Annotated in this window: 8 protein-coding genes; 6 read left to right on the top strand and 2 right to left on the bottom strand. The window is 68.0% G+C overall.

Annotated features, from left to right (window positions below; translation table 11 throughout):
- Window positions 1-372 precede the first annotated feature (372 nt).
- The gene (locus IPG61_04680) at window positions 373-957 is read left to right on the top strand and encodes a hypothetical protein (protein MBK6733371.1); all 585 of its coding nucleotides are present in this window, start codon (window positions 373-375) and stop codon (window positions 955-957) included.
- Between the two features lie 406 nt (window positions 958-1,363).
- Window positions 1,364-2,641 carry a T9SS type A sorting domain-containing protein gene (locus IPG61_04685; protein ID MBK6733372.1) on the top strand — a complete coding sequence of 426 codons (1,278 nt, stop codon included), beginning with the start codon at window positions 1,364-1,366 and terminating at the stop codon, window positions 2,639-2,641.
- A 137-nt stretch (window positions 2,642-2,778) separates the two neighbouring features.
- Here IPG61_04685 and IPG61_04690 read toward each other — a convergent pair whose 3' ends face one another.
- Window positions 2,779-3,009 carry a hypothetical protein gene (locus IPG61_04690; protein MBK6733373.1) on the bottom strand — a complete coding sequence of 77 codons (231 nt, stop codon included), beginning with the start codon at window positions 3,007-3,009 and terminating at the stop codon, window positions 2,779-2,781.
- A 189-nt stretch (window positions 3,010-3,198) separates the two neighbouring features.
- Here IPG61_04690 and IPG61_04695 point away from each other — a divergent pair, with 189 nt between their 5' ends.
- From IPG61_04695 to IPG61_04710, 4 genes are all read left to right on the top strand, one after another.
- The gene (locus IPG61_04695) at window positions 3,199-5,406 is read left to right on the top strand and encodes a hypothetical protein (GenBank protein MBK6733374.1); all 2,208 of its coding nucleotides are present in this window, start codon (window positions 3,199-3,201) and stop codon (window positions 5,404-5,406) included.
- Window positions 5,407-5,471: 65 nt separating this feature from the next.
- Window positions 5,472-7,988 carry a T9SS type A sorting domain-containing protein gene (locus IPG61_04700; GenBank protein ID MBK6733375.1) on the top strand — a complete coding sequence of 839 codons (2,517 nt, stop codon included), beginning with the start codon at window positions 5,472-5,474 and terminating at the stop codon, window positions 7,986-7,988.
- A gap of 133 nt (window positions 7,989-8,121) precedes the next feature.
- Window positions 8,122-9,114: a chloride channel protein gene (locus IPG61_04705; protein MBK6733376.1), complete on the top strand. Its 993-nt coding sequence runs from the start codon at window positions 8,122-8,124 to the stop codon at window positions 9,112-9,114.
- A gap of 13 nt (window positions 9,115-9,127) precedes the next feature.
- Window positions 9,128-10,021, top strand: coding sequence for a chloride channel protein (locus IPG61_04710; GenBank protein ID MBK6733377.1), 894 nt, complete (start codon window positions 9,128-9,130; stop codon window positions 10,019-10,021).
- A gap of 261 nt (window positions 10,022-10,282) precedes the next feature.
- On the opposite strand, the gene IPG61_04715 is transcribed toward IPG61_04710, so the two are convergent.
- Window positions 10,283-13,408: a glycosidase gene (locus IPG61_04715; GenBank protein MBK6733378.1), complete on the bottom strand. Its 3,126-nt coding sequence runs from the start codon at window positions 13,406-13,408 to the stop codon at window positions 10,283-10,285.
- Window positions 13,409-13,429: the final 21 nt, after the last annotated feature.

Below are 13,429 nucleotides of genomic sequence, written 5' to 3' on the forward strand. Positions count from 1 at the left end.
GCCCCGGGTCGCCGTCGCCACATTGTGCCGTTGCCTGGGTGGATCATGTTCGACGGCCATCACCTCCTCGTCGGCGTCGGGGTGCGCCATGTCTGAGATCCATGAGGCGGGAGAAGCTCCCGCAATGATGCCGCGATTCAAGCATCGGCAACGCCGTGCGTCAATGCTCGTGCGCGCACGGAATGCTGCGCATTCAGGACGATTGCGCTCGGCATATATCCGCCGGCCGCCATGCCCGCTGCCCACGGCCGGCTCGCCCCGCGATGTTGAAGTGTGGTATGCTCAGGCAATCGCCGGCCAATGGCCCGGCCGCGCGGCGGCATCGCCGCGTCGGGGCCGGACCCGGGGGCCGCATCCAGCAAGGGAGACATCATGAAGCGAACGGTATTGCTGTTGTCGGCCCTCCTGTCGATCGGTCTGGTGTGCGGAACGGCGCATGGCAGCTTCGACCCCAGTGCGGACAGTTTCGGCGTCTATTTCACCGCGGACGCCCTGTGGGTCGAGACCCATGTGGCACCGTTCACGGCGTTCGACGGGTACCTGATCCTGGCCAACCCGGTGAGCGGGGTCGACGGCTTCGAATGCACGGTGACGCCCATCGGCGGCCCGTTGCTCTTCCTGTCCGCGGACCTGGGGCCGGGCGCGCTGGACGTGGATGCTTCCGCGAACGGCTACATGGTGGGCGCGGCGGTCCCGTACCCGATCCGACCCGCCGGGATTCAACTGGTGCACTGGCAGTTCATGGTGATGACAACCGCGCCGGTGCACTTCCTCGTCGGGCCGGCGACGATTCCCTCGCTGACGGGCGGCCTGCCGGTCGTGACCGGCGGCGGCGTGCTGCGGCGCTGCGGCGTGTTCTCGGGCTCGGTGGACATTCCTGTCGCGTGCATCAACACGTCGTGCACGGTGAGTGACGAGGTCACGAGCTTTGGCGCAGTGAAGGGACTCTATCGCTGATACGCTGTCGGACATGGGCACAGAAGAATGCGCCGGCGCAAGTCTCACAAGCGCGCGAGACTTGCGCCGCACCTCTATCTCGTCGCCGGGTAGATCTGGTCGCCTCACCAGACGCAACGCCGACAGCGCTCATGCGAGGCGCCGGGTGATAACGTGGACCGTAGCGTCACGAAGCGTATTGCCGCTGATCCTTGTCTATGTGCTTTCAATGGAGTAGATGCCTGGAAGGCATTGGGCCGCGCCTTGATTGACGAATATTGGACATAGATCTTCGACTTCCGCGTCCATGGCCGAGATCGCCGTCACGGCATACAGGATTGACTTAGTATCTTTTTGGTTCCGGTTCTGCTAGGATCACGGGTCCGTTCATCCTGCGGTCGCATCCCTGATCCAAGGAGTCCGGACCATGCCCCACACGACCCCTGACTCGCGCCGCGTCATTCTTCTGGCTGTGGCGGTCGCCCTGTTGACGGCCGGCTCCGCCTCGGCGCGCACCCACGCCTTTCCGCACGTTTTCGACACCAAGGGCCGTGTCTCGAACACGCCCTGGACCTTCGACACCACCATGTTCATCACCTACTCGGGCGACGTGGCCTGCACGGGCGGCGGGCTGTCCGACCAGCAGGTGGACATCTACCTGTACGATGACGAGGGCCATCCCCTGACGAGCCTGACCGGGACCGACATCTGCGCCCCCTGCACGGTCACCGTCGGCGCCGCGGACCGGTCTGCCTCGTTCAGCCTCGAAACGGCCGCCGACGCCGCAGGTGGCATGCCGAACGTGCTCAGCGGCTTCGCCATCGTCTCGGTCAACGGCGACGACGTGGAAAACGTCAGCATCCAGGGCTACGTCGTGAACGCCCACACGAACGCCTTCGACCTGTCCGTCTTCGGCTTCACCCCCGAAGAGGTCAGGGCCCCGGGCGCGAAGTCCGGCGCGTCGTTGCCGTGCGGCCGCGTCTTCAGCGTAGGGCACATGCTGGCGACACCTGGCGCGACGGCGGACACGCCGTTCAGCTTCGACACCACCATGTTCTTCACGTACGCGGCGGGACTTGCCGGCGAGCCGGGCGGTCCCGGCGCCACCGTCGAGACATACCTCTTCGACGACGCGACAGGCCAGTTGCTGGCCGACGCGACCGGCACGCCGGTCTGCAACCCGTGCGTCACGCAGCTGAGCCAGGCCGCGCCGAAGGGCGCGATGATGCTCGGCGGCGTCCTGCCCGGCGGTGCCGTCATCTCGGCGGCGGTGTCGGCCGTGTGTGTCGTGAGCGGTGATGCCGGCAACGTCACGTCGCAGGCGTTCATTGTGAATCGGCACACCTCGGCGTTCGACGTGAGCATTTTCGCTCCCGAGTTCAACGAGCTCGCCGCGGCCGCCGTCTCGGCCGCCCCCGGCGAGCTGGCGTCGCGCCTGGGACTGCGCAGCTTCCCCAACCCGTTCAACCCCCGCACCACGTTCTCGTACACGCTACCGGCGGCCGGCGCGGTCCGCGTCGGCGTCTACGACATCGACGGAAACCTGGTCCGAACGCTCGTGTCCGCGAGCCAGGATGAGGGCTCCCACGAGGTGGCGTGGGACGGTCGCGCCGACGACGGCGGACGCCTGCCGTCGGGCGTCTATTTCGGGCGCATCGAGAGTTCGTCCGCGACGCAGACGCAGAAGGTCACCCTCGTCAAGTGACCGGCCGGTGGGGGAACGCTGGAGCCGCCGCGCCCATGCAGGCGCGGCGGCTCCATATTGCCACCTGTTTCAGGGGATAGTCGAAACAAACCACCACTCGTTCGCCTGTGAGGGGATCACTCCCAACCGTCCGCCTGTTACCCCGCCGACTGGTCCATCGCCGGCCAGTCCGTGGTCGCGATCGCCTGGTCGAACCCGAACGCGAGCTGTGACGGCGATCGTGCCGGCAGCACTGCAGGTGGCCGCGTGGCTTCGCCGATGTGAGCGAGGATGCGCTCGATCGCCGGACGGAGGCGGTGAGGCCGGCGCGCTGTTGCGCCGGCGCAACTATCACGAACACGTGAGACCTGATGGTCGGCGAACGTCATGGCCGCGCTCCGAAGCCGGTTCTCGATCCGAGGTGCGTTGCCGAGGTTCCTTGCAAGACGGCAAGCGATCCAGCGTCCATTCTCATCGCATACCGCGAGCACTCGCACGATTGTCAAACTCGTCTCCTTCAGGTAAACTCGGACCATATACATCCCGTTTTGTCCCCGCCCTCCCGGAGGCCCACGAACATGCGCACCCTGGCCCTCGCCTTCACCGCGTGCTGCCTGCTCGCCACCGCCTCACGCGCCACCGACTTCACCTACGCCTGGGGGCATCCGCAGCCGCAGGGCAATCCGGTGTTCGGGATCGCGTTCGCCAGTGCGCAGGAAGGTTGGGCCGTTGGCGGCGGCGGCTTCGTGCTGCACACGGTCGACAGTGGCGAGAGTTGGGCACAGTTGCAGGGGCCGCTGCAGGTCGCGCCGGAGTTGTACGATGTGCTGGTGACCGACTCCGGCACGCTCATCGCCTGCGGGACGGGTGCGGGGCTGTTCCGCAGCACCGACGGCGGGCTCACGTGGGACACGCCCGCGCATCCGGCGGCGAGCGACCTGCGCGACCTGTGTGTAGTGCCGGGCGGCGCCATCTCGGCGGCCGGCGCCGGCGGCGTCGTGCTGCTGTCCGCTGATGACGGGCTTTCCTGGGCGACGACCGGGCCGGGCGTGGGCGTCATCCGCCATCATGTGTGGCTCACGGCACTCGAGGGCTATGTCGTGGGCAAGGACGCGCAGCACCGGACCACTGACGGCGGCGCAAGCTGGACACAGTTCGTGCCGGCTCAGTCCTTCGGCTTCAACGAGGTGTACTTCACCGACGCGCTGCACGGCTATGTGCACGAGGATTTTTCCGTGTGGGTGACGGCCGATGGCGGCGCATCGTGGACCGAGCAGCAGTCGTTCAACAATCCCCTCTACCGGTACCGCACGCTCGTGATCGACGCGCAGCACTGGCTGCTGGCCTGCCACGGCGAGGGCGGCGAGGTGTGGGAGACCGTCAATGCCGGCGCGGACTGGACGCTGCGGCAACTGGGCGGCGTCACCGGCTTCCCCTGCATTGCGCAGGCGCCCGGCGGGCGCATCATCTACGGCTCCGACGCGGGTGATCTCTTCTGGTCGGACGACCTGGTCCTCACGGTCGACAACGCCGTGGTGAACTCGGGCGGCGCGGCGGTGGGCGGCGTCATCGACATCCTCTTCCGCCGTCCCGACGGCACGCTCTTCGCGGCGAACCAGCCCACGAGGGGTGAGATTCCGGCCTGGCTCCGCAGCGACGACGGCGGCTACACCTGGCAGGTGCCGGCGCAGACGCCGGGGCTGTACTGGGTGATCGACGGCGCGTTCTTCGACGACCTGCACGGCGTGGTCGGCCGCGACGACACGACCCGCATCACCAGCGACGGCGGCCAGACGTGGCAGGTCGGCGGTACGCTGCCGGCTACCTACCGGCTCATCCAGTTCGCATTGCCCGCGAGCGATCGCTGGTTCGTGGCGGCATTCCGGACCGGCGTTTCCGGCGGCGGCATCCTCGGCAGCAGTGACGGCGGCCAGAGTTGGACGCCGGTCACGAACGGCATCCCCTTCGGCTCGGTGATGCTCTGGAGCATCGACTTCCCCACCGCGACCACCGGGTTCGCGGGCGGCGGCACCTCGGCCAACGCGCCCAGGCTCTACCGCACGCTCGACGGCGGCGTCACCTGGCAGCAGATGGCCGCAACCGGACTCACGGCGCCCATCCGCGCCATGGCCTGGTTCGACGCGCAGCACGGCATCGTCTCGCAGGGCAGTCCCGATCCCGGGCTGCGCCGCACGGATGACGGCGGCCAGACGTGGTCGCCGGTCGCTGACGCCTTTCCGCTGGAGATCCTGGTGCGCAACGCCACGGAGGGTGTCGCCGTCCAGCGTTCGAGCGGCCCGTTGCTGCACACGACCGACGCCGGCGCGACCTGGACGCCGGTCACGCCGCCGTTCAGCGGCCCGTTCCCGGGCATGGGCGACCGGGTGACGGCCGCGGTGCCGGTCGACGGCGGCTGGGTCTTCGGTTCCAGCCGCAACCGCATCCTCGTGGCCAGCGATGCCGCGCTGTCGCCGGTGCCGACGGACGACGACGGCGCGGCGCCGCAGGCCCGCGCGATGCTGACGGCCTCGCCGAATCCGTTCAATCCGGCGCTGGTCCTGCGCTTCCGCACCGAATCGGCCGGAACGGTGCGCCTGCGCGTGTACGATGCGCGCGGGCGCGTGGTGCGCACGCTGGTGGACCACGCGTTGACGGCCGGCGACCACGCCGCGCGCTGGGACGGGCGCGACGACGGCGGGCACCTCATGGCGGCCGGCGTCTACCTGGCGCGGTTGCTGCCGCCAAGCGGCGCGCCGGTGACGGTGAAGCTCACGCTGTTGAAATGAGAGGTGAGGCTCTCGACTGCCACGACCAGGTCCACAGGTAACGACTTTGGCGCAGGGGAAACACCATGCGACGCTTGCCCGCACTGACCAGCCTGGCTGCTCTCCTTGCGGGAGCCGTCTTCCTGGCGACACAACCGGCGCCTGCGCCGCCTGCACCTGATGCGCCCACCCGACTCGTGCGCGACGAGAAGCCTGCGCGCGGCCCGGAACTGATCCGGCATTTCTTCGACGACTGGCATCGCCCTTTTCCGGGCGATCTGGGCCGCGACCTCCAGGATCGCATCTGGGAAGAAGTGAAGGCTGTCCCTGAAAAAGCGTCCGCGCTGGAGGATGATCCCTGGACCTGCCGCGGTCCCTTCGGGATGTTCGGCGCCAGCGCAGCCCGCAGCTGCGGGCGTGTGCTCGATGTTGATCTCGACAGCACCGGGATCCGGCGCGTGGCGGCGGCCAGCGGCGGCATCTGGCGACTGGACGGCATCACCTGGACGCCGCTGACCGACGCCCTGAACACGCGGTGGATCGGCTCCCTCGACACCAGCCCGACCAACCCTGACCTGATCCTCGTCGGCACGGGCGAGCCCCACATCCGCGCGGGCACCGGACTGTGGCGCTCCACTGATGGCGGCCTCACCTGGCAGAACCGGCCGTTGCCCGCGAGTCCGGCCACCTGTTTCCGGGTGCGCTTCCTTCCCGACGGCCAGACCGTTGTGGGCGCCTTCGACCTGGGCATCTACCGCTCCACCAACGCGGGTCTCACCTGGAGCCGCACCGCACTGCCGCACTGGCCCACCGACCTGGCGATCCACCCAGCCAATCCCTCGGTCATGTGGACGCCGGTGCAGGACCACGGCCTGTTCCGCAGCAACAACGGCGGCATCACCTGGACGCAGGTCCAGGGCGCGGGCCTGCCCACCAGCGGCAACGGCCGTGGCGCGGTGACCATTTCGGCGGCCGATCCCAACCGTCTCTACGTGGCCTTCGCCGGGCTGGACAACAACCTGCTCGGTATCTTCCGGACCGATGACGGCGGCCTCAACTGGATCGACGTTTCGCCGCCCGACGACTACTTCTGGGGCCAGGGCTGGTACAACAACGCCATCGGCGTCTCGCCCACCGATCCGGACCTTGTGCTGGCCGGCGGCGGCGGCCTTCAGCGCAGCAGCGATGGCGGCCTGAACTGGACCACCACAGCCACGGCCCATGTCCACGCCGATGTGCATGCCATCGAGTGGACTGCTGACGGCGCCAACCTCTACGTGGCCACCGACGGCGGCTACAGCCATTCCACGAACGGCGGCCTCACCTATTTCACGTCGTTCAACCGCCTGCCCATCACGCAGTACGTCAATATCGATGTGGGCAACGAATTCCCGCTGGTCATGGGCGGCGGTTCGCAGGACAACGCCGTCTCGCTGACTGTCGACGGCGGAATACAGTGGTTCGTGCGCTGGGGCGGTGACGGCGGCGGCTTCACCATCGATGACCACGACAACGACCGCATGTGGGCCACCAGCGGGTTGTGGGGTGGCTCGTTGCTCTTCCGCTGCGGCCGCTCACTGACCGGCGGGACGGCGTGGGCCGACATCAACGCCGGCCTGCCCCCATCGACGCAGTGGTACACCCGCATCCGCAGCGACCAGGCCCAGCCGCCCACGCTATACACCAACAATGGCGCCCAGGTGTACGCGTCGACCAACCTGGGCGATCTCTGGACTGCCGCCAATGCCGCGCCGTTCCCGGCCGGCGTGCGCGAGCTCACCGTGGGCGTCCATGACGGTGCCGCGTCCGCGATCTACGCCTGCCTCGATTCACCCACCACGGGGCGACGCCTCCGTGTCTTCGACGGCACAACCTGGTCCGAACGCGATGCCGGCCTGGTGCCGGGCGTGCTGGTGCGCAAGGTGGCACCTCATCCCACCGATCCACGCCGCTGCTTCGCCCTCATGAACGGCATGGGCACTCCCGGCTCGAAGGTCTATCGCAGCGACGACAACGGACAGAACTGGACCAACATCACCGGCAACCTGCCCGATGTGCCCCTGGCCGACCTGGTGGCCCACCCTGATGATCCGCAACGGCTCTATGTGGGTACTGAATTCGGCGCCTATGCCAGTGAAGACGGCGGCATGTCGTGGCAACGCTGGAATCTGGGCCTGCCCGAGGCGGCAATCATTACCGAGATGGCGCTGGTCGACCTGCGTCGATCCGACGGTCCGTCGAGTGACCGCTTGATGGTGGCGGCGGGAACCTATGGCCGAGGTATCTGGACACGTCCCATCCCCATGGGCATTTCCGCGGCACCGCAGCCTCAGGCGGTTGCCGCCGTGCAGATGCGTGCCGCCCAGCCCAATCCGGCGGATCTGCAAACGCGCCTCGCATTCCGGATCGAGCACGACGGCCCGGCGCGGCTGCGGGTGTTCGATGTGCGCGGCCGGGTTGTCGACACCCTTCTGGACGGCCCGGTGGCGGCGGGTGACCATGCCGTGACCTGCGAGACGCGCCATCTGGCTTCGGGTGTCTATTTTGCCCGCCTGGAGACCGCTGCTGGCATGGTGAGTCGACGGATAACGGTGATCAGGTAACGGGGGCGGCAGTCGGGCAATTGACGCTCCCGCCGCGAGGTGCCACCTTGCCGAAGGACATGTGCGGCCAGGCCCGCAGACGCGCCGCCGATGAAGGCGCTCGCGGCTCCGGCATCCTTTCGCGGACAGGTTCATGAACGACTCTTCTGCAGCGGGACCACCGGTCCCCTCACATCCGCTTCGCTGGCTCCCGGAGTTCTGGGAGCTGGGCCGGCGTCGGCTTCGGCCGCAGGCGCGACTGCTGGGGCTCGCGCTGGTGGTCGGCGTGGTGGCAGGGCTGGGCGCCATCGTGTTCTACGGCGCCTGCCAGGTCGTTGTTCACGGGGCACTCGATCAGGTGCTGGGCTATCACCCGCTGCATTCGGGTGGTGAGCCCCCGTTCTGGGAACCGACGTCGACGCGCTTCAGGCCCTGGCTGCTGCTCCTGATCCCCACGCTGGGCGGGTTGCTCAGCGGATTCCTCGTCTTCAAGCTGGCGCCGGAAGCCGAAGGGCACGGCACCGATGCCGCCATCGCCGCTTTTCATCATCGACAGGGCTACATCCGGCCGCGCGTTCCCCTGGTGAAGCTGGTCGCCAGCGCCCTGACGATCGGCACGGGCGGTTCCGGCGGTCGCGAAGGCCCGATCGCCCAGATCGGCGCCGGCTTCGGCTCGCTCATCGGCGGCCTGTTCCGGTTGAATCCGACCGAGCGCCGGATCCTGATGGCTGCCGGTGTCGGAGCCGGCGTGGCCGCCATCTTCCGCGCGCCCCTGGCCGGCGCGCTGTTCGCCGCCGAGATCCTCTACAACTCGGCGGATTTCGAATCGGACGTGATCGTCCCGGCCGCGCTCGCCAGCACGGCCGCCTATTGCACGTTCGGCATCGTCTTCGGCTGGACCCCGCTCTTCTCGCTCTCGCCGGAGATCCTCGCATCGCTGACCTTCGGGGATCCGCGGCAGCTCGTCGCGTACCTGCTGCTCGCGCTCTTCATGGTAGTCCTGGCCATGATGTACACGCGCAGTTTCTACGGACTGTCCCACGCCTTCCGGAGCCTGCCGCTGCCGCGCGTCTTCAAGCCGGCAATCGGGGCCTTTGCCACCGGGGCGCTCGGTCTCATCCTGTATTTCGTCTTCGGCAGGGGATGAACAGGTACTGGCCGTGCTTTCCTTCGGCTACGGTGCGCTGCAGGGCGCCTTGTCGATGGCAACGCCGGGCGGCGCCGACCTGCACCTCGCACTGGTTCTGCTCACGATTGCGCTCGGCAAGATCCTGACGACAAGCCTCACGATCGGGAGCGGCGGGTCAGGCGGGGTCTTCGGCCCCTCGATGGTGATCGGCGGCTGTGGCGGTGGCGCCCTGGGCCTGGTCATGTACCACTACTGGCCGGCCCTGGCGCCGCACCCGGCCGCATTCGTCATCGTCGGCATGGCCGGGTTCTTCGCCGCCGCGGCCAAGACGCCCGTTTCCACGCTGATCATCGTCAGTGAAATGACCGGCGACTACCACCTGCTCCTGCCGACATTGTGGGTCTGCGTCATCACGTTCCTGCTTTCCGACGAGCAGTCGCTGTACCACTCGCAGCTGATCAGCCGCTCGATGTCTCCAGCCCACCAGGGCGACTACGTGCGCGAGGTCCTCGCCGGCCTGCGCGTCGGGGAGTTCCTCGTGGGCGGTCGGGACGTGCGCCCGCTGCGCCCCGGGGACCGATTGGGTGCCACGCTCGATCGCCTGTCGGGCGCTGAACACTTCGGCCTCCCGGTGGCCGATGCCGAGGACCGGTACCTGGGGATGGTGAGTCTCGAGGAGATCCATATCGCTTCGCGGCTGCCCGGACTGGGCGAACTGGTCGTGGTCGCCGACCTCATGAACACGAACCTGCCGGTCCTGCGGGCAGGCGATCCCCTCGACCGGGCACTGGAAGCGTTCGCCGAAAGTGATCGCATGGCCCTGACCGTCGTCAGTGATGACCCCGGATCGCGCGTGCTCGGTGTGGTGCGCCGCGTCGATATTTCCACCGCCTATCTCCGTCGGGTCCAGGGGACCGTGGTCTGATCCGCTTCGGCATTGGGACGGGCACCCCGGCGGTGTTGCCCACACCCTGTACTCTGGCGATGGGACGGAGTCGACGACGAGCATCTGATGAGATGCACTGCGGATTGGATAGCGCAGCGGGCGGAACGCCTGGCACCTCGATATACGAGTCGATACTCGAGCGCCGAAGACGCCTCCAGGAACGCGGGCCGCAGTAATGGATCTGCCCAGCTTGGAAAAAAAAGGCCCCCGCTCGCACGGGGGCCCACACTCGATTTGCTGCTAGATCGCCAGGTGCAGGTACGTCCTGATCTCCCACTCGTTGCCCTTCTCCAGCCCTTCCGGATACTGCTCGTTCGGCAGCGGCACCGCCGCGCCCTCCGGCGCGTAGCGCACCGAATAGCGGTCCAGCGTGCGGTACATGGCGCGCACGCCAAGGCGGGTCTGCGGCAGGTCGAACCAGCGGGGCGAGCCCAGCGTGGTCGAGATGTCGGCCATCAGCTGCAGCGGGTAGGTCAGGTTGAAGTCGCGGTGGTAGTCGTAGGGGCCGAAGTCGTTCACCTTCACGTAGCCCGCCATCACGATCGCGGGCCAGGTGATGCGCGTGTCGGCACCGAAGCGGTGCAGCAGGCGCGTGTCGTCGCCGTTCGGCTCGGCGTTGCCCACGTAGACGTGGCTGACGGCGCGGGCCGAGTCGCTCACGCGGTTGACGACGCGGCACTTCAGCTCCCACAGGTCGCGCTCCGGCGAGGCGCCCGCGAAGCCGTAGACCTGGCCGTCGGCCGCCACGAACAGGGCGCCGTCGGCCGAGGTGTGGTGGCGGCGCACCGAAAGGCCGATGCTCGCCGCCAGGTCCGCGTCCTCGCGCTGGTCGCTGTCCCAGGCCCACATCCAGGTGGCGGGCGTCGGGTCGTAGGTCAGCATGAGCTCGCCGGCGGTCGTCTCGCGGTTGCCGCGCACGGCGAACGGGTCGTCGATCACGTTGCGCACGCGACCGGCGGTGCCGGCCAGGTACTCGCCGTTGGGCATGGGGCCGACGATCGGCTTCTGCCAGAGCAGGTTCGGGCCGATCTGCCAGTTGCCCATCGTGTAGGCCGCGCCGGTCAGCGCATTGACCTGGTTGCCCGAGCCGCTGTCCTTCAGCTCCCAGCCGGTGAAGGTCGGGATCGCCGTCGGGCCGCCGTCGGCAACCAGGCCCATCCAGCCGCCCTGGCCGTACCAGTTCCAGCGGCCCTGCTGCCAGGTGAGCTTGCCCTTGAAGCCGAAGGTATCCTCGTGCTTCACCGTGTCCTGGCGCACATCCGTCGGGTCGAGGACGACCTGGGCATCCACGAGATCCTCATCCACGATCTGGAACGTGTCGCCCACGCGCGGCCGGCCCGACCACAGGGCACCGGCCTCGAGGTTGAACGGTCCCACGCGGCGAACCATCTGCAGTGACGCCTTGCGGGTCGTGCGCACGGGGATGGCCGACGAGCTGACGACCTGGTTCTGCTGCGCGAAGTCCTCGTGGAACACCGCGGTCCACTGCGCGCCCGCGAACGCACGCTGGTACTTGACCAGGATGGCCGGGTTCGCGCCCCACCACAGCTGCGGTCCGAAGGCCACCTTCAGGCCGGTCAGCTGGCGCTTGCCGGTGATCTCGAAGCCGACCGGCGCCTCGCCGTTGTAGATGTCGATGTTCTCGCCGTAGTAGGCGTCGCGGTACAGGCCGAAGAAGTCGCCCTCGTACTGCCAGTGCAGGTGACCGGTGCGGTAGAAGCCGTCGAGCATGAACCAGCGGTCATCCCAGCTGATGGACGACTGGTACACCTTCACGCGCTCGTTCGAGTCCATCCGGAACGACGTGCCGTCGGCATTCTGCACCTGCTGCGGCCGGCCGCGGTTCTCGTAGAAAATCTCGTCGATGGGATTCAGGGGCACGTGGCCCAGGATGTTCAGCGACAGCCGCCCGGTGATGTTGTCCGAGGGCATGGCCTCGAAGTCGGTGTAGAACGACTGCATGTGGTCGAAGCCCTGGAAGGCCGGATACGAGCTGCCCGGCTGGTCGTTCTCCGGCGTCGACGTGTTCTTCGCGCCCGTGGCGTAGGTCTCGAACTCCATGCGCAGGCCGGCCAGGCGCACCTTGCTCAGGGCGTCGGTGCGCAGGGCGGCCGCGTCGCCACGCGCCTCGAGCACCGAAGCCCCGGCATGGATCCCCGCGAAGTGCCGGCGGATGGCCGCCACGTCGGTGTCCTTGCCGTACGGATCCAGCATGTAGGCGTCGCGCAACGCGTAGTAGGCCGCGCGAGGGTAGATGTCATAGAGGCCGTTGGCGTCGGGCTGCCCCTTGGCGGTGATGCCCCACCACTCCTCGTTCATGTTGTTCTCGCCGTCGCGGAAGTCCTCGGCGTAGCCGCCGTTGGGCCACGAGGCGTTCGTGTCGTGGATGTTCAGCCGGCTTTCCTGCATGAACTTCCACCAGCCGTCGCTCCACTGGAAGGTCAGGCCGCCGGCGGCGTTGCCCACCCTGCCCTTGCCGGCCGACTGCTCGTAGATCTCCTGCCACTGGCCCAGCAGGTAGCGGGCCTGCATGGCCTGGTCCTCGCGGTTGGTGCGCGCATTGAAGGCGTCCGAGCCGAACTCGGTGAAGATCACCGGCACGCCCAGCTTGTCTTTCACGACCTGGAAGAAGTCGCGCGCCGAGATGCCGCGGTACACGTTCGAGCCCATGACGTCCATCTCACGGCAGTGCTTTGCGATCAGGTCGATGTACTGCAGGTCGCCGTTGGCGATCGCCACCAGGTGCTTCGGGTCGCGCTGCTTGATGTCGCGGATGATCTCGCCGAACAGCGAGTAGAGGTACTCGGCGCGGGCGGCGTGGCGCTCGCCCTCGGGCAGCGCCTCGGTCTCGGCCGACTTCCAGGTCAGGCCGTAGTTGTTCTCGTTGCCCAGCAGCCACATCAGCACGCCCGGCGTGTTCTTGTACTCCTCCACCAGGGCAGCCAGATCGCTCTTCAGCATCGAGCGCACGCGCGGGTCGCTGTAGTCGGTGTTCGGGAGCCAGGCGCCGTCGATGGTCAGGCCGTAGCGGCCCACCGTGTGGTTGAGCACGGTGAAGATGCCGTACTTCTCGTAGATGTGCTGCACCCAGCGCGGCGGCACGCCCACATACTGGCGGATCGTGTTGACGCCCATCGCCTGCAGCAGCGGCATTTCGCGCGCCAGCACGTCGGCGATCACGTTGTCCGGCTGCACCCACAGGCTGTAGTTGTAGTTCTGGCCGATGGGCACGTAGTCCCAGTTCATGCCCAACACCATGAAGTCGTGGCCGTCGACCTGCAGGCGCGAGCCGCCGGCGTCGGTCATCACTTCCAGTTTCGGCAGCGGAGCGGTCGGGGCGGCCGCGGCGGCGGCGATGCCGGCCATGGCCAGCATGAGGATCCCCGC

The sequence above is a fragment of the bacterium genome (genome assembly GCA_016703265.1).
Lineage (GTDB): Bacteria > Krumholzibacteriota > Krumholzibacteriia > LZORAL124-64-63 > LZORAL124-64-63 > CAINDZ01.

What these genes read in the sequence shown, in the direction of transcription:
- IPG61_04685 (MBK6733372.1), top strand. Translation starts at nt 1,364, where the DNA reads ATGCCCCACACGACCCCTGACTCGCGCCGCGTCATTCTTCTGGCTGTG.
- IPG61_04700 (MBK6733375.1), top strand. Translation starts at nt 5,472, where the DNA reads ATGCGACGCTTGCCCGCACTGACCAGCCTGGCTGCTCTCCTTGCGGGA.
- IPG61_04690 (MBK6733373.1), bottom strand. Translation starts at nt 3,009, where the DNA reads ATGACGTTCGCCGACCATCAGGTCTCACGTGTTCGTGATAGTTGCGCC.
- IPG61_04695 (MBK6733374.1), top strand. Translation starts at nt 3,199, where the DNA reads ATGCGCACCCTGGCCCTCGCCTTCACCGCGTGCTGCCTGCTCGCCACC.
- IPG61_04680 (MBK6733371.1), top strand. Translation starts at nt 373, where the DNA reads ATGAAGCGAACGGTATTGCTGTTGTCGGCCCTCCTGTCGATCGGTCTG.
- IPG61_04715 (MBK6733378.1), bottom strand. Translation starts at nt 13,408, where the DNA reads ATGGCCGGCATCGCCGCCGCCGCGGCCGCCCCGACCGCTCCGCTGCCG.
- IPG61_04705 (MBK6733376.1), top strand. Translation starts at nt 8,122, where the DNA reads ATGAACGACTCTTCTGCAGCGGGACCACCGGTCCCCTCACATCCGCTT.